Origin of the sequence: Flavobacterium sp. BFFFF1, from assembly GCF_002256285.1 — a bacterium.
Classification (GTDB): domain Bacteria; phylum Bacteroidota; class Bacteroidia; order Flavobacteriales; family Flavobacteriaceae; genus Flavobacterium.
This window is the reverse complement of sequence record NZ_NKJE01000011.1, coordinates 1-21,947: the sequence shown is the minus strand read 5'-3', so window position 1 is coordinate 21,947 and position 21,947 is coordinate 1. Positions and strand designations below refer to the sequence as shown.

The 21,947-nt window shown below is 44.0% G+C and carries 22 protein-coding genes and 1 tRNA gene; 14 read left to right on the top strand and 9 right to left on the bottom strand.

What is annotated here, in order from left to right; genetic code table 11:
- Window positions 1-80 precede the first annotated feature (80 nt).
- Entirely contained in the window at window positions 81-1,325 is a 1,245-nt protein-coding gene (locus CFE23_RS08505) for a hypothetical protein (RefSeq protein WP_291086733.1), read from the top strand.
- A 171-nt stretch (window positions 1,326-1,496) separates the two neighbouring features.
- Here the strand turns inward: CFE23_RS08505 and CFE23_RS08500 are convergent, their stop codons facing one another.
- Entirely contained in the window at window positions 1,497-1,850 is a 354-nt protein-coding gene (locus CFE23_RS08500) for a DUF2200 domain-containing protein (protein ID WP_291086732.1), read from the bottom strand.
- Window positions 1,851-2,082: 232 nt separating this feature from the next.
- Complete coding sequence (locus CFE23_RS08495; protein ID WP_291086731.1) at window positions 2,083-3,171, bottom strand: hypothetical protein; 1,089 nt, start codon at window positions 3,169-3,171, stop codon at window positions 2,083-2,085.
- 243 nt (window positions 3,172-3,414) lie between these two features.
- Between CFE23_RS08495 and CFE23_RS08490 the strand changes: the two genes are divergently transcribed.
- Window positions 3,415-4,035: a hypothetical protein gene (locus tag CFE23_RS08490; protein WP_291086730.1), complete on the top strand. Its 621-nt coding sequence runs from the start codon at window positions 3,415-3,417 to the stop codon at window positions 4,033-4,035.
- Window positions 4,036-4,060: 25 nt separating this feature from the next.
- A tRNA-Pro gene (locus CFE23_RS08485) sits at window positions 4,061-4,134 on the top strand.
- Between the two features lie 537 nt (window positions 4,135-4,671).
- On the opposite strand, the gene CFE23_RS08480 is transcribed toward CFE23_RS08485, so the two are convergent.
- From CFE23_RS08480 to CFE23_RS08465, 4 genes are all read right to left on the bottom strand, one after another.
- On the bottom strand, window positions 4,672-5,535 hold the full coding sequence (locus CFE23_RS08480) for a DUF808 domain-containing protein (RefSeq protein WP_291086729.1): 864 nt from the start codon (window positions 5,533-5,535) through the stop codon (window positions 4,672-4,674).
- 112 nt (window positions 5,536-5,647) lie between these two features.
- Window positions 5,648-7,777 carry a methylmalonyl-CoA mutase gene (scpA, locus tag CFE23_RS08475; protein WP_291086899.1) on the bottom strand — a complete coding sequence of 710 codons (2,130 nt, stop codon included), beginning with the start codon at window positions 7,775-7,777 and terminating at the stop codon, window positions 5,648-5,650.
- Window positions 7,774-8,229, bottom strand: a complete 456-nt coding sequence (locus CFE23_RS08470; RefSeq protein ID WP_291086728.1) for a hypothetical protein — start codon at window positions 8,227-8,229, stop codon at window positions 7,774-7,776. Before CFE23_RS08470 ends, scpA begins: the two co-directional genes overlap by 4 nt.
- Window positions 8,226-9,599, bottom strand: coding sequence for a methylmalonyl-CoA mutase subunit beta (locus tag CFE23_RS08465; RefSeq protein WP_291086727.1), 1,374 nt, complete (start codon window positions 9,597-9,599; stop codon window positions 8,226-8,228). The genes CFE23_RS08470 and CFE23_RS08465 overlap by 4 nt, the downstream gene beginning before the upstream one ends.
- A 164-nt stretch (window positions 9,600-9,763) precedes the next feature.
- Here CFE23_RS08465 and CFE23_RS08460 point away from each other — a divergent pair, with 164 nt between their 5' ends.
- On the top strand, window positions 9,764-10,195 hold the full coding sequence (locus CFE23_RS08460; RefSeq protein ID WP_291086726.1) for a hypothetical protein: 432 nt from the start codon (window positions 9,764-9,766) through the stop codon (window positions 10,193-10,195).
- A 3-nt stretch (window positions 10,196-10,198) separates the two neighbouring features.
- On the opposite strand, the gene CFE23_RS08455 is transcribed toward CFE23_RS08460, so the two are convergent.
- Window positions 10,199-11,047, bottom strand: coding sequence for an AraC family transcriptional regulator (locus CFE23_RS08455; RefSeq protein WP_291086724.1), 849 nt, complete (start codon window positions 11,045-11,047; stop codon window positions 10,199-10,201).
- 123 nt (window positions 11,048-11,170) lie between these two features.
- Here CFE23_RS08455 and CFE23_RS08450 point away from each other — a divergent pair, with 123 nt between their 5' ends.
- From CFE23_RS08450 to CFE23_RS08435, 4 genes are read left to right on the top strand one after another with little or no spacing between them, the layout of a single operon-like run.
- A complete protein-coding gene (locus tag CFE23_RS08450) occupies window positions 11,171-11,998 on the top strand; it encodes a phytanoyl-CoA dioxygenase family protein (protein WP_291086722.1) in 828 nt (275 codons plus the stop codon).
- Entirely contained in the window at window positions 11,995-12,843 is an 849-nt protein-coding gene (locus CFE23_RS08445) for a sugar phosphate isomerase/epimerase (protein ID WP_291086720.1), read from the top strand. Before CFE23_RS08450 ends, CFE23_RS08445 begins: the two co-directional genes overlap by 4 nt.
- Window positions 12,830-14,794, top strand: coding sequence for a beta-L-arabinofuranosidase domain-containing protein (locus tag CFE23_RS08440; protein ID WP_291086718.1), 1,965 nt, complete (start codon window positions 12,830-12,832; stop codon window positions 14,792-14,794). The genes CFE23_RS08445 and CFE23_RS08440 overlap by 14 nt, the downstream gene beginning before the upstream one ends.
- On the top strand, window positions 14,791-16,350 hold the full coding sequence (locus CFE23_RS08435) for an alpha-amylase family glycosyl hydrolase (protein WP_291086716.1): 1,560 nt from the start codon (window positions 14,791-14,793) through the stop codon (window positions 16,348-16,350). The genes CFE23_RS08440 and CFE23_RS08435 overlap by 4 nt, the downstream gene beginning before the upstream one ends.
- Before the next feature lie 6 nt (window positions 16,351-16,356).
- Here CFE23_RS08435 and CFE23_RS08430 read toward each other — a convergent pair whose 3' ends face one another.
- Both CFE23_RS08430 and udk read right to left on the bottom strand, forming a co-directional pair.
- On the bottom strand, window positions 16,357-16,695 hold the full coding sequence (locus CFE23_RS08430; RefSeq protein WP_291086715.1) for a septum formation initiator family protein: 339 nt from the start codon (window positions 16,693-16,695) through the stop codon (window positions 16,357-16,359).
- A gap of 68 nt (window positions 16,696-16,763) precedes the next feature.
- Window positions 16,764-17,372 (bottom strand): uridine kinase, encoded by a 609-nt coding sequence (gene udk, locus CFE23_RS08425; protein ID WP_291086713.1) that lies wholly within the window; start codon window positions 17,370-17,372, stop codon window positions 16,764-16,766.
- A gap of 277 nt (window positions 17,373-17,649) precedes the next feature.
- Between udk and CFE23_RS08420 the strand changes: the two genes are divergently transcribed.
- From CFE23_RS08420 to CFE23_RS08395, 6 genes are all read left to right on the top strand, one after another.
- Window positions 17,650-18,303: a hypothetical protein gene (locus CFE23_RS08420; protein ID WP_291086711.1), complete on the top strand. Its 654-nt coding sequence runs from the start codon at window positions 17,650-17,652 to the stop codon at window positions 18,301-18,303.
- 30 nt (window positions 18,304-18,333) lie between these two features.
- A complete protein-coding gene (locus tag CFE23_RS08415; protein WP_291086709.1) occupies window positions 18,334-19,107 on the top strand; it encodes a hypothetical protein in 774 nt (257 codons plus the stop codon).
- Between the two features lie 60 nt (window positions 19,108-19,167).
- Entirely contained in the window at window positions 19,168-19,791 is a 624-nt protein-coding gene (locus tag CFE23_RS08410; RefSeq protein ID WP_291086707.1) for a hypothetical protein, read from the top strand.
- 1 nt (window position 19,792) lies between these two features.
- Entirely contained in the window at window positions 19,793-20,824 is a 1,032-nt protein-coding gene (locus CFE23_RS08405; protein ID WP_291086705.1) for a hypothetical protein, read from the top strand.
- A gap of 26 nt (window positions 20,825-20,850) precedes the next feature.
- Window positions 20,851-21,039, top strand: a complete 189-nt coding sequence (locus CFE23_RS08400) for a hypothetical protein (protein WP_291086703.1) — start codon at window positions 20,851-20,853, stop codon at window positions 21,037-21,039.
- A gap of 47 nt (window positions 21,040-21,086) precedes the next feature.
- On the top strand, window positions 21,087-21,947 hold an 861-nt coding region (locus tag CFE23_RS08395), incomplete at its 3' end, for a hypothetical protein (RefSeq protein ID WP_291086701.1).

Below are 21,947 nucleotides of genomic sequence, written 5' to 3'. Positions count from 1 at the left end.
CTGAAAAGAAAAGCCTGGTCTCAAGCAATTGGATTTCAATAACTTTCGATATATTTGTTTGGCTTTTAAAATCAGATGCTATGAAAAAAATGTTACCCATAATAAGCGCCTTTGTGCTGTTGATGCTCTGTTCCTGTTCGTCAGATGATGATCGCGGAACAGCACTTTTTGCCGTCCCCATTGTAAAATCCCTGTCCGAAATCCGCAGCGAAATCACGATTTCTGCGGCAAGGCAAACGAATTCTGATGGAAAAATCTACGTTGCGGAACACTATTTGTTTTACATCGCAAAAGAGCACGGGATACACATTTTCAACAACGAAAACCCTGCGGCGCCGGTGAATATGGCATTCATTAATCTTGAAGGAGTGCACGATATTGCGGTAAAAGGGCATTACCTGTATGCAGACAATTTTGTCGATCTGGTTGTATTTGATATTTCAGACATTAATAACATCAGTTTGGTCAGGACGGTACCAAATTCGGTCGAGTTCAGTCCCGTTTTTCCAACTGAGGCCACGTATTATGACGTTTCTGTAGCTGTTGAAAGTGATCAGATCATCACAGGATACCGACTTGAAATGAAGGATATTCCAGATGAACAATACCAAACTGTCTACGAAGATGCTATGGCAGAAGCAGCATCGGGGGGTGTAAATGGAGTCGGTGCCGGAGGCTCGTATGCCAAGTTCCAAATCAATGATGATGCTTTGTACACGGTGGATAATTTTTCGCTGAACGTTTTCAATATTACGAATCCGGAACTCGCGGCTTTTGATAAAAAGATTTATATGCAGCAATGGTTTGGCGGCGGCATATTTGAAACATTATTCAAAAGGAAGGATTTCCTGTTCATTGGATCCACGAGCGGCATGTTTGTGGTAGACGCGAGTGACGAATTCAATCCTGTATTTATTTCCGGCTTCTCCCACGCAACAGCTTGCGATCCGGTGGTGGTAAACGAGAACCTGGCCTACATTACGGTGCGCGGAGGGACAACGTGTGGTGCTATCGAAGACCAGGTCAATGTGATCGACATTTCAGACATCAACAATCCTTCCCTGATTTCGACGACGCTGTTACACCAGCCATATGGATTGGGCATTAAGGGCCAAACCCTTTTTGTATGCTGTGGTAATGAGGGACTCAAAGTATTTGATGCCACAGACAGCAATGCTTTGTCGCTTCAAAATACGTATCCCGGAAATCTGACGGACGTGATTCCAATGGATTCCCACCTGATTGCTGTGGGTCCAAATAAAATCGTGCAATACGCTTACGGCGATGGTAACACGTTGGATGTGATCAGTACCGTAAATTTCTAAAAAAATCGCTAAAGAACGCCATCCGGAAAAAGAGGAGGCTTTTATTTTTAACGGTGGTTGGGAGTGCTGCTTTATTAAAGGTTGGAAGTTTAACGTCAATAGCAAATGGCTGTCAATTGACAGAATCTATTGTAATGGGTGCTTCAAAACAAGATCAAATATTTAAAGCGATCAATAACCCCTTAGGATTTTTTCCATCGCTTTGCCCTTCGCCAATTCGTCTACAAGTTTGTCCAGATAACGGATTTTCTGCATCAGCGGATCTTCAATATCTTCGACACGCCAACCGCAGATTACGCCGGTGATTTTTGAAACATTTGGGTTTAATTCTGGTGCTTCGCCGAAAAAAGTCTCGAAGTCAGTTTTTATATCAATTTGGCGTTGTAAATCGTCGAGACTGTATCCTGTCAGCCAGCAGATGATGGTGTCTACCTCGGCTTTTGTTCTGCCTTTTTTCGCTGCTTTTGCAATATAATGCGGGTAGACGCTGGCAAAAGCAGTGGTAAATATGCGGTGTTTTTCCATGAGCGAAATTCGTGGTTTTAATGCTTAAAGCGTTATTTTCATAAGTCCGACGGGTTTATCTGATGTGAACCGGGTCTTGTAACCCGGCCTGCTCGTGCTCCTTCAATGTAAGGCCGATTTCGGTAAAAACGAAATGGCATCGTCCAGCAAAGCCACTTCGATAATGATGCTAACCCTGCTTAACAAGTTACCTTTTGTTATGATGTCTAACTTAGTGGTTATTTTCCATACCTCACAGCCTGGTGACACGGATGCTCCCCTTACTTGCGTTGATGAGGACGTCATTAGTAACAATGAAGTTTTCTCTATGGCCATTTCCTTCGCCGAATGGCAGGGTTTTCAGAATCTTGCCAATGTTGTCTAATTGGACATATTTTAGCTGCTTAGATTCCACTTCTTCAACAATCAACCACGTGGTCACGCCGTCCGAAAAAGTATCAAACCTAACATCACTCCAACCCATGTCCTGATAATAAGTCGTTTTGGAAGTTATAGCGTTGGTATCCGTATTGACATAATAGTATCTCAGGTATTTTTGCAGATCGCCATACACTCCGGGAAATACGCATACAATCGTAAGCGTATTCCCTGCGAAATAACTGTCAAGGAAATACTCGGTTTTCTTTGCTTTCAATGATACTTCGGAAAGGCTTTTCCCCTTGAGGCAAACGAAGTTCTGCTGGTCGGGATGGATATAGATCCCCGATAGGTACGCGTCGCTTTGATGCAGCAGGAGCTTCTTAGCCCTGGGCTGGTAACCACTGCTTTCCAGCCCGTAGAACGTTTTGTTTTCCAAATTGTATTTGACGATTACGGACCGCACGTCTTGGCCGCCATAAGTTGTAGCCGTTTTAGTTTGGTATCCAAAAAACAGGTTGTCACCGTCACTTGTAAAATTCGATGGGTTCAGGACAGAAGCTCCAATACGCTGCCGTTGTTCAATTTCGCCGTTCAATGTTATGGTAAACAGGCTTAAATAAATATCCTCGGAATTTATTTGGATTGTTCCTTGTGTTACTAACGCATAAATCCTGTCCTTCATTTTAATGACGGCGTTAATCCTGTTACTGGGTTCGTCACTGACCTTTAGCGTCCACTGCGGCTTTAACATGTTTTTATCGTACTTCACAAGGTAGGCGTCAGATGCATTCCCATCATCAATGGTAGTGTCGAAGCTGTATCCTGAGCAATAAATCTCTTCGCCATACATTTTAAGATCATCTACATACTCGATATTATCAAAATAAGAACTAAGAATGTTTTCCTGGCTGAAGCAGCAGACGGTAATGCATAGGAGGAACGTAGTGTAAAATAACTTCATAAGTAATATTATCTTTTTCAGAAGATAAGCCGGTAGAAAAGTGTTTGACAGTCTTTAAAAAATGTCTGACACGAAGTTATGGAAAAATCGCGAACTACCATCTCCAGCTATGTTGGTTGATTCCAATTTCCTTAGTTCGAAACGTTTCGTTACGTGGTCGGAAGCATACCACAATCGAGAATACGGCTCTTTTGGCGTGGTATAATGAATTGATTAAAAAAGTATTTCATTATTTTTAGTACCATGAAAACCAAACAGCAATATTACGAGCGGCAATTGCAAAACCGTAACCTCATTGATAGGTTAACTGGCACCAGGCCTTTGATATATACTACTAAGGAACTGCAGGCTGAATACCGACACCGCACAAAACCCGATATTGCTACCGTACTCAAGCCGTCCTTGCGGAAACAACTTGTCGGCGGGCTGAATCTTTTATTCCCGCTTGGCCTGTTGATTTATTGCTTAAGCTTAATGTTAAGCGAAACAGATCATCCTATTGTTTATCCAGCCATGTTATTCATTGTTGCCACAGGTTGGAGCGGGTTGCAACAAACGTTTATTCCGGGAAAGTATGTCTTCACGATGACTTTGGATAAACATGGAATACGGGTAAACAATGAACAGATACGCTGGCAGGATGTGCATGAAACGCTGATGCAGCGCAAACGTGTAAGCAGGAATCTTGAATATATTTTTGTAGTATTGTCCAAAGACAAACGATATGAATACTGCCTAAACAACATTAGTATGCATGAAAATGAGTTTGCTGCGATTGTGGAGTACTATAAGAAATTGGGCGTGAATGACTCTTTGCCTTCAACATCAAATTCGGTTGAAAAAAATATTTCCCAAATTCAATAAATAAAATATATTTGCAAACCAACATCGGGATGTAGCGCAGCCTGGTAGCGTACTAGCATGGGGTGCTAGGGGTCGCTGGTTCGAATCCAGTCATCCCGACTGAAAACCAATCCTGAAAAGGGTTGGTTTTTTATTTTGGGATAAAGACCAGGAGACGATTTGACGATTAAAAAATAATAAAAAGGCAGGGCATGATAATGCTTTTCAGCAAATCGCTTTCCTGCTCTGAATCACAGTGTAAGTTTTTTATTTTTAGACAAAGACCAAAGCAACGTTTTGAGGATTTGAGCGACTTATGAGATGTTTGTATGCGGTGGAAATGATAAGCGTTGTCTAAAAATAGTTAAGTGTTTAACCAGCAACTGAAATATTAACAAATTTTACGGGTTTCACGTACTGAAATAATTACGGAATTTTGTAGGGAATACTTCCATTATCCCCTTCCCATAAAGGAAAAATATGAATTTCCCCAAACATTTTTTACGGAAAAACCATACTTTTTCTTAAAAAATTCATTTCACCGATTATTTCAGGACAACACTAAAAAGTAATACCGTTTTCACTCACTGATCAAAAGCAAAGCTATTTTACCGCGTAGCAACATAGGTGTGTATTCGTAATAGAAGCGACTTGTTTTTAGTGCGAAGATTTTCCAAAAACCTTCTTCACTACCGTCATCACCGCCACAGCAACCAATCCTGCAGCAATTCCCAGCAGCATTTCTGTTACCATCGAAGGCATTTGAGGAAGAAAATGATGGAAATAGTCGATATTGTGCATGAAAATTCCACCAGCAACCAAAATCAGTGCTACGGTGCCTACTACCGCCAATAATTTGATAATCATAGGCAAAAGCCAAACCAGAAATTGTCCAAGTTTCGACAACAATCCTTTATTATTAGTCCGATTAATCAGATGATAGCCTGCATCATCCATACGGACAATCAGCGCTACCAAACCGTAGACGCCAACCGTAGCGAGTATGGCTACAATCGTGACAGTAATAATCTGTGTCGTGAGGTCTTTTTCTAAAACGGTTCCCAACGCGATAATAACAATTTCGACAGACAGAATAAAATCCGTAGTGATTGCCGATTTTATTTTTGTTTTTTCATCGTCCACCGCATCTTCGATGTGCGCGGCAACGGTATCGGTTACCTGTTTCTTATGAAAAAGATATTCAATGATCTTTTCGACGCCTTCGTAAGCGAGGTAAACACCACCCGCAACCAATGCAAACTTGATCGCAACAGGGAAGAAGTAGTTCAAAAGGAATGCAATCGGCAGGATGATGAGCTTGTTCACGAAGGATCCCTTAGTAATTGCCCAAAGTACAGGAAGCTCCCGACTCGCGAGGAAACCCGTTGCCTTTTCTGCATTTACTGCAAGGTCATCTCCTAAGATGCCTGCCGTTTTTTGTGTAGCAATCTTACTGCTTACCGCAATATCGTCCATTAAAGCTGCGATGTCATCAAGAATCGCAAAAAAACCTCCTGCCATGTTGTTATTTTAAATGTTGATTTTAGACCGCTGCGCTCCAGGATTCAAGACCTGAGGTTGGAAGATCACTTCGTTACAGGAAATAGTTCCAATTTTGATTCTTTACTCTCTTTTACGCTCCAATCAATATCTCCAGAATCTGTATGGCGGCCTCACTGATTTTCGTGCCCGGCCCGAACACCGCAACAGCGCCAGCGTCAAATAAAAATTGATAATCCTGCGCCGGAATGACGCCGCCCACAATCACCATAATGTCCTCACGGCCATATTTTTTCAGTTCGGCAATCACCTGGGGTACGAGCGTTTTATGTCCGGCCGCCAGCGAAGAGACACCGAGGATATGGACATCGTTTTCAACCGCCTGTTTCGCCGCTTCCGCAGGAGTCTGGAACAATGGCCCGATGTCTACATCAAACCCAACATCGGCGTAGCCCGTCGCAACGACTTTTGCACCGCGGTCATGGCCGTCCTGTCCCATTTTCGCAATCATGATTCTTGGCCTGCGACCCTCTGTTTTAGCAAACGCATCGGCCAGTTGCTTCGCCTTGGCAAAGCTTTCGTCGTTCTTGATTTCTTTGCTGTACACGCCACTGAATGATTTAATTTGTGCTTTATACCTCCCAAAGACGGTTTCCAGCGCATCGCTGATTTCGCCTAAGGTTGCCCTGAAGCCTGCTGCTTCGACCGCGATTTCAAGTAAGTTTCCTTTACCGGTTTTCGCGGTTTCGATTAATTTTTCAAGCGTTTCGCGCACTTTGTCGTTGTCTCTTGAAGCCCTGATGTGCGCAAGCCGTTCGACCTGCTGCTTTCGCACCATTTCGTTATCGACATCAAGGATGTGCAACGGGTCTTCTTTTTTTAGCCTGTATTTGTTGACCCCGACGATAATGTCCTGCGCGCTGTCAATACGCGCCTGCTTTCTCGCGGCCGCTTCTTCGATTCGAAGTTTTGGAATTCCCGCCTCGATCGCCTTGGTCATTCCGCCCAGTTCTTCTACCTCCTCGATCAGCGCCCAGGCTTTTTCAGCGATTTCTGACGTAAGCGATTCTACGTAATAGCTGCCTGCCCAGGGATCGACGGTCTTCGTAATCTTCGTTTCTTCCTGTAAGTATATTTGGGTGTTGCGTGCAATCCTCGCGGAGAAATCCGTGGGCAGTGCAATGGCTTCATCCAGCGCATTGGTGTGCAACGACTGCGTTCCGCCGAATGCCGCGGCAGCGGCCTCAATACAAGTGCGTGCTACGTTATTGAATGGATCCTGCTCGGTTAAACTCCAACCTGACGTCTGGCAATGCGTCCTTAATGCAAGCGACTTCTCATCTTTTGGGCTGAATTGTTTCAGTAGTTTTGCCCAAAGCATCCGTGCGGCGCGCATTTTTGCAATCTCCATGAAATGGTTCATGCCAATGGCCCAGAAAAATGACAATCGTGGTGCAAACTCATCAATATTCATGCCTGCTGCAAGTCCGGTTCGGATGTATTCCAAACCATCAGCCAGCGTATAAGCGAGTTCAATATCGGCGGTTGCACCGGCTTCCTGCATGTGGTAGCCTGAAATCGAAATCGAATTGAACTTCGGCATGTTCTTACTCGTATAATCGAAGATGTCCGCAATGATTTTCATGGAAGGCGTAGGAGGGTAGATGTACGTATTGCGCACCATAAACTCCTTTAAGATATCGTTTTGGATGGTACCCGAAAGCTGTTCAGGCGACACGCCCTGTTCTTTTGCAGCGACAATATAAAAGGCCATGATGGGCAAAACCGCACCGTTCATCGTCATTGAAACAGACATTTCGTCAAGCGGAATCTGGTCGAATAACAATTTCATATCCTCTACCGAGTCAATTGCGACCCCCGCTTTTCCTACATCGCCGACGACGCGTTCATGATCGGAATCATAACCGCGGTGCGTTGCCAGATCAAATGCTACCGAAAGTCCTTTCTGCCCGGCAGCCAGGTTTCGTCGGTAGAACGCATTGCTTTCCTCAGCCGTGGAAAATCCGGCGTATTGCCTGATGGTCCAGGGGCGCCGTACATACATGGTCGCATAGGGTCCGCGTAAATTTGGTGCAAATCCAGCCCCGAAGTCAAGGTGTTCCAGATTTTGAATGTCGCTTTCACCATAAGAAGGCTTGATTGCAATGCCTTCTGCGGTTTGAAAGTGCTCAAAATCAGAACTTTTGACTTTTGAATTTCGGCTTTCGGCTAACGTAATATGTTGTAAATCTTTCCGCATTATTGCTCAATGATTTTAAATGTCCACTTGCGCAGGGTATAATTTGAATTCACTGCCTCCAGTACACCGGCCCCAATCGCTGTTCCAGAACCTGCAACAAAAACCAGAAACGCGGCGTTATTTCCTGCGGTCGCAATCGCGATAGAAGTGGCCACGGTGGCTAACCCGGCAATCAGCACGACAGTTTTTACTGTTCCCAATACCTTAGGCTGTTTTTTAATGCTTTGCAGGCTGTCAATTTTAATGACGTCGTTGCCGATCTTAAGCGTACCGTTGTCGGTAAAAGAAAGGTTGCCCACGTGTTTCTTGTAATCAAGCGTACGGGCTTTGACGCGTTCGTTTTCGGCAAATATTTTGGTTTTACCGTTTTCAATATTCGTGATTTCAATGGCGCGTTTCTGTGAGAGTGCCGCCAATGAAATAAAGCAGCATAGCAGCATTAGGATGGTTTTCATATCGTTTCAGTTTCAGTGTCGAGGCGTTCCTGTTCGAGTTTTTCGGCGAGACGCTTTTCGATGATTGGGGTGAGTAATGTTTTTCGTGGTTTTATTTTAACGAAAGGAAACAGCTCGAGCTCGTGTTTCATCCTATCGTTTTTGTTCGGGTATTTGTTGGTGCCCAAAAGCACTTCTTTGCCGGAATCAAACAATTCCTGTTCGCGCGCGGCACTTTCGTTAATTTTCTTTTGGATGGTGCCATCGGAAAGCTGTTTCAGGAATCCACCGGCGGCTTCCATTTCTTTAAATAAGGCCAATGCTTTTTCAGCAAGCTGCTGCGTAAGGCTTTCAATATAGTAACTGCCGTCCGCGGGGTTTTCCACCTTGTCGAAATAACTTTCGTGCTTTAGGATCAACAACTGGTTTCGGGAAATCCTGCCTCCAAATTCATTTCCTTTATGATACAGGGCATCATACGGCATATTTGAAACCGCATCAGCACCACCAGCCACTGCAGCCATACATTCTGCAGTCGTGCGCAGCATGTTCACATTGTAGTCATAGATGGTCTTGTTCCTTTTAGAGGGTATCGCAATGATATGGCAACCGTTTGCAATGCCGTATTCGTTTGCCACTGCATCAAACAGCAACCGCAACGCCCTGAGCTTCGCAATCTCAAAAAAGTAGTTGGATCCGATCGCTACCTGAAATACCAGCGGTTTTCCGATGGTTGAAATATGATTGATATATTCATTGGCATGGGAGAGGGCATAGGCGAGTTGCTGCACCATGTTTGCCCCGGCATTCTGGTACAACGTCGCATCAACGCTGATAAGGGACATATGGGCTTTTCCGGGCAGGCTGCCAAGTGCCTTAAAATTGTCAGTCCCGGGCGTCTCCATCCAGTTGCCCTCGCGTGCGAGATGTCCGACGGGATCAATCAGGCAATGGATTTCCGCATTTTTATCTTTGGCATAAGCCGAGATTTTTTCTGCAAAATCATTGGAAATGAAAGGCAAACTAAGATACACTCGGGTTTTCTCAAGTGGCAGTGCTGCTAACAGCTGCTGTATATCGGTATCCGCGGAGGGAATGTAAAAACGCAGGCTTTCTGCGCCACGGCTCAGGCAATCGAGCGCCCGCGCAATGGATTTCTGCAGCTCAAAAACATAGATGTCTTCACAAATTGAAAACCCCTCCGCGCTTTTGGGTTTCGGGAATGTTCCTGCCTCATCGCGATGGTAAAAAGGTTTTACCTTAATGCCTTCAGGGCTTTCCCAGACAAGGGTTTCGGTGTAATCAGCACCTTTGAGCTCAAACTGTATCTGCTGTTTCCATTGCTTTGAAGATACCGGCCCGAAGTCGTCAAAAAGGTTAGGTTGTGCCACGCAGTAATGTCGTTTTATTTCTTTAAAAAGAAGGGTTATTTAAGGAACGAAATTTAATTAAAAAAAACGAAACAGTCTAAGTTTCGGAATTGCATATTTTAACGAAAAATCAAGTGGCCTCAAAAACGGGAAATATATTTTTATATCTTCGAAAAAAAATAGACATGAAAAAATTTGCAGCTTTGTTATTCTTACTATTGCCTGTTATCAGTTTCGGACAGTGTGTGAAATGCCAGTCTTTTGAAGAAGCGGATAAGGATCCGGAAAAAGTACTGTCGATTAAAATTAACCCACACACGACTGATATTACCTTAGACGAAATTCCCACTGCCATTTCAAAATATACCAATCTTGAAACCTTGTATCTTTCTGATTATGGTTTCACTTCAGTACCAAAAGAAATCGGAAGCCTTTCAAAACTGAAAAGCCTGAGCCTTGCCGGAAACGAATTGGAAACTTTGCCTGAAGAGATTTTTAACCTGAAGGCATTACAGGAATTGATTCTTTTTTCCAATAATTTTTCAGACGCCTACAAGGCACAGCTGAAAAAGAAATTAAAGGAGAAACTCCCCAATGTCAAATTATTGATCGACTAAAAATTACTGTAACAGAAACTGTTTTCGAAACGCCATCGGCGTCAGTCCTTTCTTCTTCAGGAACACCCGATTGAAGTAGGTCAGGCTCTCAAAACCTGCCTGTATTGCAATTTCACGCACCGTTTTATCTGATTCCAGCAACAGTTGGCAGCTGTTCGCAATGCGTATCTCATTGATATAATCGGAAAAGTTGATTTTCACCATCCGTTTGAAGAGTTTACAGAAGGCACTTTTGGACAAGTGAACCAATCCCGCAACCTGTTCCAGGGTAATCTGTTCGTCAGCATGTTGCTGGATATAACCACAAATCTTGTTGATGCGGTTTTCATTCACCACATTGCCAACAGGCGCATAATGCAGGTTTGACAACGGAATTCCCATTTCTTCTGACAGTGTATGAAGGATTTCCAACAGCGCAATTACTTTCGCAATTCCTTCGCGCTCCGGAAGTGCTTCGATGTTACTTCTAAGTAGCGCCGGTGCATTTGGAAATGCAAACCCTTTTGCTGCATTTTCCAGCATTTTGCGAATGGCCCCACCTTCAGGCAGTGCCGTGAACTTTGAGATAAATGCCTCGGAAAACTGAATGACAACGGCACTATTCTTTTTATTCCGCTGTTGTTTTCCGGCCCAGGTGTGTGGTAACCCTGAGCCTAAAAGCACCAAATCGCCTGCTGCAAACCCCTCATGGCTGTCGCCGACAATGCGGTTTCCCTTGCCTTCAGTAATCAGCGTGAGCTCATACTCCGGATGATAGTGCCATCTGAATTCAAAAAAAGGCATCTCAAACGAATAGGCCACAAATGAATCGGAACCCTTACGCTGCGCAATATCTTCCAGGACCGCCTTCATAGTATCATATTGTTATTTTTAGAAAACAATTTAGCTAAAATAGGAAATATAGTGTTTGTTTTTTGATTTTTAGTGTCGGCTTTTAGCATGGCTTAAAAATATCTTTGTCAAAATACATTTAAGATGAGTGTACCACAAACCATATTGGATTTCCTTGCGCAACCTTATGTGCTCACCGAGGAGCAGATCGCCTTTTACCAAAGGAACCGTTACATCAAACTGAAGCAGGCACTTAATCCCGAAACACTTCACTTCTTTAGCATGGAAATTTCCGCGCAGGTGGCAGCGATGGACAAGGACACCCGTGACCTGAAGGAAAGGGACACTTACGGGAAAGCATTCCTTCAATTGTTCAACCTTTGGCGCGAGAGCGACATCGTGAAAGCCCTGATTTTCAGCGAGAGGCTGGCACAGATTGCGGCGTCACTGATGCAGACTGATGGGGCGAGGCTTTACCACGATCAGGCGTTGTTTAAGGAAGGCGGCGGCGGCATTACGCCCTGGCACGCTGATCAATACTATTGGCCACTGGAAACCGACAAGACCATTACTGCATGGATTCCACTACAGGAAGTGCCATTGGAGATGGGCCCACTTGAGTTCAGTGCCGGAAGTCATGTAATTGTCGATGGCCGTGAGCTCGCGATTGGCGACGAAAGCGAACAGCGCATCGAAAAGAAACTCCGTGTTACCGATTTTAAGCGCGTTATAGAACCGTTTGATGCGGGCGAAATCAGTTTTCATTCCGGCTGGGTCTTCCACAGGGCAGGCGCAAACCAAACCGATCAAATGCGTAAAGTGATGACCATCATTTATATGGACAGCAAGATGAAACTCAAGGAACCCGAAAATGAAAACCAGGTAAATGACTGGAATACCTGGTGTCCCGGCGCCGTCCCGGGTGAAATCATCAATTCGCCGATTAACCCCTTACTTTACGAAAGCAAATGAACATAAAGTACATTTGCCCTTATTGGGGTTACGAAGGTACAGCAGCCGGAAAGTTCCTCGAGGAGGTATTGCTTTCGGGCTATGACGGTATCGAAATCAACCTGCCTGACGATGCCATTTTTACGACCGAATTGTTGAATGGCATAAAAAGAATAAAGTCGCAGACCAATCCGGATTTTGTATTTATCGCGCAGCAGGTACTCCCAAGCGCGAGTGAGTCTGTTGCCGCGTATACCGAAAAGATGTGTAATAAACTGGAATATCTCTCCAGTCTGCGGCCGGATTTCATCAACGCGCATACCGGTAAGGATTATTTTGGCTTTGACGAAAATTGTAATATTATTCGTCGCGCGGAAGCAATCGCAACAAAAACAGGTATTCCTGTGTTGCATGAAATTCACCGCGGTAGGTTTACATTCCACGCGAAAACACTGTTGCCTTACCTCATGGTTTTCCCCGATTTGAAACTGACCGGCGATTTTTCGCATTGGTGCACCGTGTCTGAAAGTATGCTGCAGGATCAGCCGGCGATTTTGGAAGCCATATTTCCGCATGTCAAACACCTGCATGCGCGTATCGGTTTTGAACAGGGCCCACAGGTTAACGACCCGTTTGCGCCGGAATGGGAAAGCCACTGTGAAAAGTTCATCGTATGGTGGAAACAAGTCCTTGAAATACAAAAGACAGTTGGAAATCCGAAGATGACCATTACGCCGGAGTTCGGCCCCAAACCTTACATGCCGATGATGCCTTACACCTGCGAACCGTTGTGTGACCAGCATGTGACCAACCACAGAATGAAACAACTTTTAAAAACCAGATTGGCATACGATGAAAAACACTAAAATTAAGGCGGTGGCTTTTAAAGGGATATGCTTAATATTTTTTTTATTTCCAATGATGGGACAGGGACAGGACAGCGTATACATGAAGACGACACCGTTGAAAGAAAAGTTTGCGACATTTCGTTTGTTTGAAGTAAAACCTGCAGGCTGGATAAAAGAACAGCTTGAGCAAAATCTTAACGGTTTTACAGGCCATCTTGACAGCCTTGCGCCGGACCTGATTGTAGCCGATGATATCTATGGAAAGGACCGTCTCACAAAACACTCCAAAGCAAAAGAACTAGGTGCACTTGGCCTGGAAGGCGACTGGCAAATCCAATTGTACTGGTGGAATAGCGAAACCCAAAGCAATTGGTGGGACGGCTATATCCGAAGCGCGATGCTGACTGACGATGCCAAACACCTGGAACGCGTGCGCCAGTACATTGAACGTATTTTGGCTACACAGGATGCTGACGGTTATCTCGGAATTTATGATCCGGAACTGCGCTATAAATTCGAAAATGAAAACGGCGAACTTTGGGCAAAGACCACCTTACTGCGTGGATTGCTGGCATGGTTCGATTACGCTAAAGACGAGAAAGTACTGCTTGCCGTAAAAAGGGCTGTCGACAACACCATAAAGAATTTCCCTGCCGAAAGCGCGCATCCGTTTTATTCGAAAAACCCGGATGTGGGCGGATTGTCGCATGGGTTGACTTTTACCGATGTACTGGAGCAATTGTTTTACATCACCGGTGACCAAAGCTATCTGGATTATGCCCTGTTCCTGTATAAGGATTTTTCAAAGCAGGTGCTGAATGAAGACGGGCAATATGCCAAAATAACAGACGACAATTACAAGTTCAAAGGACACGGTGTACACACCTATGAACAGCTTCGCTCGCTGGCGGCGGCGTGGTACGCGTCGGGGAGCGGAGACCTGGGAAATGCGGTTATCGATTTTATGCGGCGCCTTAACTTGATCACCACAGCCACCGGCGGACCAATCGGTGACGAATGGATTGGTGGTCGATCCGCTGATGCAACAAACACCGGATACGAATACTGCTCACTACAGGAACTGCTGCACAGCTATGCCAGCTTGTATACAAAAACCGGCGAGTCGGAATACGGTGACCGGATTGAAAGACTCTTTTTCAATGCAGCGCAAGGCGCGCGAAACCCAGAGCACAGCTGTATCGCCTATCTCAAGACGGACAACTCCTATGCAATGACAGGTGGCTTAAACGGCGATGAATCCGACGCAAAGCAAACCCGTTACAGATACTCTCCAGTACACCGTGAAGCAGCCGTTTGCTGTGTGCCCAATGCCGGACGGATCGCGCCCTATTATGTACAACACATGTGGCTTAAGGACGGCAATGATATTGTAGCTTCGCTCTTGGGTCCTTCCGAATTGAATACGGTAATCAACGGCAAACAAATAAAAATTAGTGAACGGACGGAGTACCCTTATGAAAACCATGTTGTATTTGACGTTGTAGCCGCTGGCGCCGACTTTACCTTAAAAATCCGCATTCCGGACTGGGCTGAGAACTTTAAACTGAATACACCCTATGATTGCGACCGTGATTACATTTATATCAAAAAGAAATGGGGCAAACGCGAACAGATAAAACTCGAATTTGTAACACATCCGGATGAATACCGCGATTGGAATAAGGAGGTTTATTTTACTTATGGCGCGTTAATATTGGCACATCCGATCGAATCGACCGCAACACCCGTAAAGGATTATCATACTGCCGGTCTTGCTGACATCGAGTACACGCCAAAGTCAAACGACATTTACATGATTAAAAGTGTTGAGAAAATTGTGAAGACTGGCGACCTGACGTTTGAAACCATATTATTCAACACCCACACCAATAAAAACGAAAAAGTAACCTTGAAGCCGATCGGGAAAACCATCCTAAGGCAGGCTTCTTTTAAAAGACATTACGAATGAAATTTAAAGGAATGATCTTATTTGCTTTCCTATGCCTGCAAACGGCAGTCGCACAGGACGAAGTTATTTACCACGTATTCCAGCGCAGTTTCTTCGACGCTGACAACGATGGTAATGGCGATTTGAACGGCATCAACCAAAAACTGGATTACCTACAGGATTTGGGTGTAACGTCTATTCTGCTGACGCCCTTGTACGTTTCAGATTTTTACCATAATTATTTTGCACAGGATTTTGAAAAAATCGATCCGGAATACGGCACAATGAAAAACTATCTCGATTTGGTCAGGGAAGTCCACAAACGGAAGATGAAAATCTACCAGGATGTGGAAATGCAATATGTGGCAGGCACACATCCGTGGTTCAAGGATTCCTTTGGCAATCCAAAGTCGGTATTTTCTGAGTATCTGTTGTATGATGATGCGGAAAACAAAAAGCCGGTTTATTTTTACGGCGTTCCGGAGTTCACCCTATACGACAATAGCAAGCAGCAGATCGCCGTGGTCAACATGAAGTCTGAAAACGTAAAGGCATATACCGAAAAGGTATTGCAATATTGGATCGACCCGAACAACGACGGGAAATTTGACGACGGGGTTGATGGTTTCCGTCTGGATCACATGATGGACAACCTGGACAATATGAAGAGGCTGACGAATCTTTTTGCCGATTTCTGGACACCGGTCCTGACAGGATTAACGGCGGTGAACCCAGAAATTAAAATCATTGCGGAACAGGCAAACTGGGCTTCTTATGGACATGATTACCTCACGAACGGTTCGGTTGATGAGGTGTTTGCCTTCCGCCTCGCCTTTGCGATTCCAAAATTTGACAAAGCCGAAATCGAAAAAGCCGCAGACAGCACGTTCAATTACAATCCAAAAGGAAAAAACCAGCTCGTCTTCCTCGAAAACCACGACACAAACCGCTTTGCGTCACACGACGATATGACTTTGGCAAAAGCAAAAGTCGCCGCTGCGATACAGTTGTTAATAGGCGGAATTCCTTCCATTTATTATGGCCAGGAAATCGGGATGAAAGGAAAGCATGAACAGTTTGGCACGAATGATGGGAATGACATCCCCGTACGGGAGGCGTTCGACTGGTATGCTTCCGACGGGAAAGGAATGCCGCTTTGGTACAAAGACACCGGGGTTTGGTGGGACAAAAGAAATCAAATGCCAAACGACGGCATTTCGCTCGAAGAGCAAAAGAATGATCCGAAATCGCTTTGGAATTTTTATAAAGGAATATTGCGATGGCGTAGTTCAAATCTGGGTTTTACTGCGGGTTCGTATCGCAAGGTTATTAACGATAATCCGTACGTCCTGACTTTTTCCAGGGCAAATTACATCGTTGTGGTGAACCTTTCCGCGCAACCACAGCTTTTTGAAATTGGTGAAAACCATTTGGGAGAGGTGGTGTACGGCAAAAGCGATTTCCAAAACGAAAACGGAAAGAAAAAAATAAGTGCTTATGGGATTATGATCGTTAAATCCGAAGTCAAATCAACAAAGAAGTCAAATTTCACGGGAAGTCACAAAAAAGTAAAATAAGAGCGTTTAAAAATCCTTCTTCACCGTGTCACCTTCAAACTCGATGATGTAAATGTCCTCGCTGTCGCGTTTCATATAGTACTTCTCGCGGGCAAATTTCTCAATCTGATTCGAGTCTTTCAGGATTTTGATGTTTCGTACATCCTTCTTGATTTCGTCCTCGTAGTAATGCTTGTTATCCTCGAGTTCGTCAATGTCCTTGTCAAGCAGCCTGTGGTTTAGCCAGGAATAGTTATCCAAAAACAACATCCACACCGCAAAAAACAGCAAAACCAAAACATACCGGTTGCTCAGGAAGCGCAGCAACGGACGTTTTTCAAGGCTATTTTTTAGCGGGTTTTTCATTAATTGAGAATTTAGAATTGAGAATTTGGAGTCGACGACGTTTGAAATTCTCAATCCGCAATTCATATTTAAAGAATACGTTGGTTAATAACTGCCCGGACCACATCAATGGCCACGGTATTGTATTTGTCATTTGGGATAATAATATCTGCAAACGCCTTTGTTGGTTCGATAAACTGTTCGTGCATCGGTTTTAAAGTTGTTTGATAGCGGTTCAAGACCTCATGCATGTCGCGCCCACGTTCCGCGATGTCGCGTTTCAGGCGTCGAATCAGGCGTTCGTCTGAGTCGGCGTGTACATAAATCTTAATGTCAAACATTTCGCGCAGCTCTGGGTTGGCAAGGATCAGGATCCCTTCTACAATCATTACTTTGCGCGGATGTGTGGCGATGGTGTCGTCGGTTCGGTTGTGCGTAACGAACGAGTACACAGGCTGGTTTACGGTTTTACCGGCTTTCAGGTCTTTGAGCTGTGCGACAAGCAATTCAAAATCAATGGCGCGGGGATGGTCAAAGTTAATCAGCGCCCGCTCATCAAACGAAAGATTGTTGTTTTCGCGATAGTAAGAATCCTGGGAAATGATGCCGACTTCCGTTTGTGGCAATTCATTCATGATCTGATGTACTACGGTTGTTTTCCCGCTACCCGTTCCTCCGGCGATTCCTATAATCAGCATAATGGCAGTTTTTGTTTTGGCAAAAATAAAAAGATAATTGGAACGGCTAAGGAATAAGCCGCTAATAATTAATAATTGACAGTTAATAATTAATAATTGACAAAGGACGGTTGATAATGGATACTGAATACTACCCCGGTTGCCTGGCCTGCGAATTATTAATTGTTAATTATTCATTGTTAATTGGAAAAAAAATACCCTGTAGCGGGTATTTTTTATTGATTATCAACTGCTTATATTTGATGCAGACCAATTAAATAATGAAAATATGTTTTATGTGAGAATCAATAAAGTCAGTCTTAAAAAGAATGGCGAGCTGCTGGGGAAAGGTGAAGTCCAACTAATGAGTTTTATCAATTATTCAGAAGATGATTTTCCGTCATTGCAAAAATTCTTCGATACCAATGACGATGAACAAAAGGCAGCTGCTGTTCGTTCCGCAATCGAGAAAGTCGTGAATTCCAGGATTATGATGCCGATAGCGAAAGTACGCGACAACAGTGTCATTACTTTCGGCGACACTGGTTACATAGTTTATAAAAGTAAAATCATTCCGGAAGATTTCAGTTGGATGATTCTTGCGGTAGAAAGTGATAAGAAAACACGCGACACCGCTGCATTACTGCAAACGGTACTTACTGAAGACAATGTAAGCAGTCTTATAGGAACCATTGCAAAGCTCGCGGCTACGGCTGATCCGGTAACAGAATCCATTACCGCAATTTATAAGTTTGTCTCAAAGACTGCATTTGGACTATCGGCTAATGATAAGGACGATCAGGTGGGGTATTACCTGTGCTCATTTATCCGGGGACTTGACTATCCTCATGGGAATCGCGAAGTTATTGGCTCGAAAGACACAACCGGAAACATGACCATTGATTACTCGTTCTTCGGCTTCGAGTCTTATGCTGCGGAATCGGTAAGCTAAACCAACATTAAACCACCAAAACCAAATACGATGACACCACAACAAAAAGCAGACTACGAAAGTAAATTCAATACCTGCAAGTACAATCCTGTAAAACTCGTCGAAATTAATAAGGCAGTCGACAAGATTACTGCAAATAAGGCGCGTTACGAAGCGGTAGCCGGACCATTAAACATGCCATGGTACGTTATCGGCGTCTTACATAACATGGAAGTCGGCCTGAATTTCAATGGCCACCTGCACAACGGCGATCCACTGACAGCGAGGACGGTACATGTTCCCGCTGGGCAACCTGTTTCAGGCAATCCGCCATTTACCTGGGAATACAGCGCGACCGATGCGATGAAAGGAAAGAACTTTCATAAAGTTACAGATTGGAGCCTCGGGGAAATGCTGTACCGCATAGAAGCATACAATGGACTCGGATATTTTAAGAAAGGATTGCCGTCACCGTATCTGTGGAGTTACACTGACAAATATACCAAAGGCAAATATGCGAGCGATGGGAAATACGATCCGGAATTGGTTTCCAAACAATGTGGTGTTGTCGCATTACTCAAACGCTTGGTTGAGAATGGTACCATTGGCATCGGACCCGAAACGCCTAAACAGCAAATCATAAAAGCCGGAAAACTGGTAAAATACTATACCGGCACGGTGACTGTTGAAGCTAAAGTACTTCAGGAATTGCTAAATAAGAATGGTAGTGCATTGACTGCTGATGGAAAAGCAGGACAGAACACTTCTGATGCCTGGTTCAAATGGAGCGGCGAGTATTTGATAGGCGATCCGAGGAGGGTATAATACGACACAACACTTTTGTTTTATAATTTACGCGGGTAACACCCGGGAAAAAATCACGATATGAGATATATAATATTTTACTGTCTGGGACTGGCATTCTCATTTAACTCCTGTTCCTCATTTAAAGAAACCCATTATTTTAAGGATACCCTCGAACCCGTGGCGAATTACTATAAAGTGGAAGTCAGGGGTTATTCCTTCCTTTCGAGCTCAAGATATGTCTCCGGTTACTATGACCGAACTTCCATACAGGAGTATTTTGGAGAGTTGGGGCAGCCTGAAAAAGCAAGGTTTATGCCGGTTGGCGCTACAAATCCGGCAGATCAGAATAAGGAATTGGTTTTGCTATTGTCGAGTAATTCAGATGCCATTGCAAACGGTTTCAGCAATATCGTTAAAAATAAAACGACGATGAATTCTGTCGCATTATTGGCAAACAAAGACAAGATAGAGCAGTCAGCCGCAATAAAAGCGGAACGCTCTGAAGTTGACAATAAGATTGAAATGTTCAAAATGCGTGTCGAGGCAAACCTGCTGACTGACAGTGCCGGCTTAAATGAAGCACAGATAGAGGAACGATACATACAATTTGTAAAAAGCGAACTTTCCAAAATGTATCCCGGTGAAGACACTCCAAATACACTGGATTTATTATACAAATGGTTGCTCAAAAAACAAAGTTAATATGAAAACAATTATTGGGATATTGATAGTTGCCGTGTGCATCGGCTGTACCAGCCTTCGAGTAAATGTAAGTACGGCCAATCCTATAGCATTAAAGAAAATTCATGATGGGATCGATCAGTTTGAAAAGCTTGCGTTTCAATATAAAAGAGCATTGCAGCCCTTGACGGGAGCAAAAATAATTGCTGAAAAAGACAGGATTATCATGAAACACAATGAGATTACTGAAGAACGGATAAAAGCTGGAAGGTTGATTGCTAAAGATGCTCGTGAAAAGGATTCCAACTTCAAAAGAAACTACAATGCCGCAGTTGATACGATTTTTAGGAAATTGGATTCAGCAAATATCCATATGGTAGATAAGCGATATAAGAACGCTGTCGATATTTACCTGCTGATACCGGAGAGATTCCAGAAAATGATAACCATTCTTGATAAAAGTAATTTACTCACTGAGGCAGAAAAAGAGCCAGTTATCCGTGAAATCACAATACGACTTGCGGAAGTAAATGCTGTTTTTCATAATGGACGTGCCAATTTGTTAGGAGATAAAATGGTATCGTACATTTCGATGAAAGAGAATAGTCACATTTGGAAAAGCACTTATAACCGTACTGTCAGCAACACGTTTTTTGGCAATGCTGATATCGCGGTGGTACTGAACGAAATGCCCGACAGTTACAATAATAATTATTCGATTAAAGGTGTCCGGGTTGATGCCGCCAAACTGATTCAGGCGACTTTCGATGTAATGGTCCAGGTGGTAAATGTAGCAGCTTCCATAGCAGGAATGCCGTCAGGTGGTGTCGCCAATGCAGACTCTTTTTATCCTGATGAACTGACAGACGTAAAAGATTTGCCCCTAAAGACAAGTGAACTCGCAAACCGCAAGGAGTTATTCCGGGAATCACAACGCCAGTTGCTGCTGAAGATTCTTGGCGAGAATATTGATGGGAAAACCCTGGACCAACAGCAAACTTCAGTGGCTGATATCAAAGCGTTTTGGGAAATGTATAAGGCGAATCTTGATTAATAATGGAACACTAAAACTACAGCACCATGAAATTTAAAAAAGGAGATCGTGTCGAATTGACAGAGGAAAGAAACTATCCAGAAGGTGATAAACTTCCGAAGGGAAGCAAAGGTACAGTTACAGAAGTATATGAGTATGATGAATCATACGATATTGACTTTGATGATAGCTCTGAATCGCATGAGATTCTTGAAAAGTATCTGAAAAGGGCTTGAACGCATTACACACTTGTTTCGTATAAGTCCGTTAATCAACATTTATTATGCTCAACTCCCTCCGCCAATTATTCAAAACCAATGCCTATGCTATTGTCACTGCGCTAGTGCTTGCTACGGCCATCACTGGATATATATTGGTCATCATACCGATGCAGCAGGGCAGGGAAGATAATCGGAATGCAGCGGTTTTCCGCAATGTGCAGGAGCAATTGCTTGGCTATATCGATGACCAGGCACAGGCAGTAAAGGAAAGCCGGATTATAAACGACCCTGAAAAAGGCCTCATGCTTGCCAACTATCCTGAAAAAAAGAGAGAGGCAAAGCAGGTTCCGGCAAAAACGACTGCCAAAGCTGAAAATAAGGCGAAAGGAGTAAAGACCAATGCTAAGGAAACTAAGGCTCCTGTTAAATCTGAAAACCTGTTTATCGACGGTAAAAAACTCATTATTGAATCCGTTGGCATAAAGGCTATTGATGTTATCGACGGCGCTCCCGGTAAAGTAAAACTTACCCGTACCATTACATTCCGGATGGGTGCGGCCCGAAGGTCGTTTGATGATAAAAGAGTCATCGACATGGCGCCTTTCTTCAGCCAAATGTCACCGCTTAAGAAATTCGATGCATTTTATATCTGTAAAGTCGGGCCCGAAAGGCTGTGTATCAACCCGCCGCTGATTGAGGTGAATGTAGTCATTATGGGCCAGGATAGCCTGAATAAATACTGTAAGGCGGAAGGCGTACACCAATTCGAAAGATCCGCAAAACGTTATTATACGGCACAGTTTGCCGTGGCGCCAAACTTAAACCTGTATATGGCGGCCGGTCTTGACAATGCCCATTTCGATTCGGCGGTAAGGTCCATTAGTCCCGGATTGCTGATCTTCTCATTGATGGTCATCATCCTG

Excerpts from the sequence above, each read along its gene's own strand:
- CFE23_RS08455 (WP_291086724.1), bottom strand. The coding sequence starts at position 11,047 with ATGAAGGCGGTCCTGGAAGATATTGCGCAGCGTAAGGGTTCCGATTCA.
- CFE23_RS08450 (WP_291086722.1), top strand. The coding sequence starts at position 11,171 with ATGAGTGTACCACAAACCATATTGGATTTCCTTGCGCAACCTTATGTG.
- CFE23_RS08400 (WP_291086703.1), top strand. The coding sequence starts at position 20,851 with ATGAAATTTAAAAAAGGAGATCGTGTCGAATTGACAGAGGAAAGAAAC.
- CFE23_RS08505 (WP_291086733.1), top strand. The coding sequence starts at position 81 with ATGAAAAAAATGTTACCCATAATAAGCGCCTTTGTGCTGTTGATGCTC.
- CFE23_RS08480 (WP_291086729.1), bottom strand. The coding sequence starts at position 5,535 with ATGGCAGGAGGTTTTTTTGCGATTCTTGATGACATCGCAGCTTTAATG.
- CFE23_RS08500 (WP_291086732.1), bottom strand. The coding sequence starts at position 1,850 with ATGGAAAAACACCGCATATTTACCACTGCTTTTGCCAGCGTCTACCCG.
- CFE23_RS08435 (WP_291086716.1), top strand. The coding sequence starts at position 14,791 with ATGAAATTTAAAGGAATGATCTTATTTGCTTTCCTATGCCTGCAAACG.
- CFE23_RS08445 (WP_291086720.1), top strand. The coding sequence starts at position 11,995 with ATGAACATAAAGTACATTTGCCCTTATTGGGGTTACGAAGGTACAGCA.
- CFE23_RS08490 (WP_291086730.1), top strand. The coding sequence starts at position 3,415 with ATGAAAACCAAACAGCAATATTACGAGCGGCAATTGCAAAACCGTAAC.
- CFE23_RS08495 (WP_291086731.1), bottom strand. The coding sequence starts at position 3,171 with ATGAAGTTATTTTACACTACGTTCCTCCTATGCATTACCGTCTGCTGC.
- CFE23_RS08470 (WP_291086728.1), bottom strand. The coding sequence starts at position 8,229 with ATGAAAACCATCCTAATGCTGCTATGCTGCTTTATTTCATTGGCGGCA.
- CFE23_RS08430 (WP_291086715.1), bottom strand. The coding sequence starts at position 16,695 with ATGAAAAACCCGCTAAAAAATAGCCTTGAAAAACGTCCGTTGCTGCGC.
- udk (WP_291086713.1), bottom strand. The coding sequence starts at position 17,372 with ATGCTGATTATAGGAATCGCCGGAGGAACGGGTAGCGGGAAAACAACC.
- CFE23_RS08440 (WP_291086718.1), top strand. The coding sequence starts at position 12,830 with ATGAAAAACACTAAAATTAAGGCGGTGGCTTTTAAAGGGATATGCTTA.
- CFE23_RS08415 (WP_291086709.1), top strand. The coding sequence starts at position 18,334 with ATGACACCACAACAAAAAGCAGACTACGAAAGTAAATTCAATACCTGC.
- CFE23_RS08460 (WP_291086726.1), top strand. The coding sequence starts at position 9,764 with ATGAAAAAATTTGCAGCTTTGTTATTCTTACTATTGCCTGTTATCAGT.
- CFE23_RS08410 (WP_291086707.1), top strand. The coding sequence starts at position 19,168 with ATGAGATATATAATATTTTACTGTCTGGGACTGGCATTCTCATTTAAC.
- CFE23_RS08405 (WP_291086705.1), top strand. The coding sequence starts at position 19,793 with ATGAAAACAATTATTGGGATATTGATAGTTGCCGTGTGCATCGGCTGT.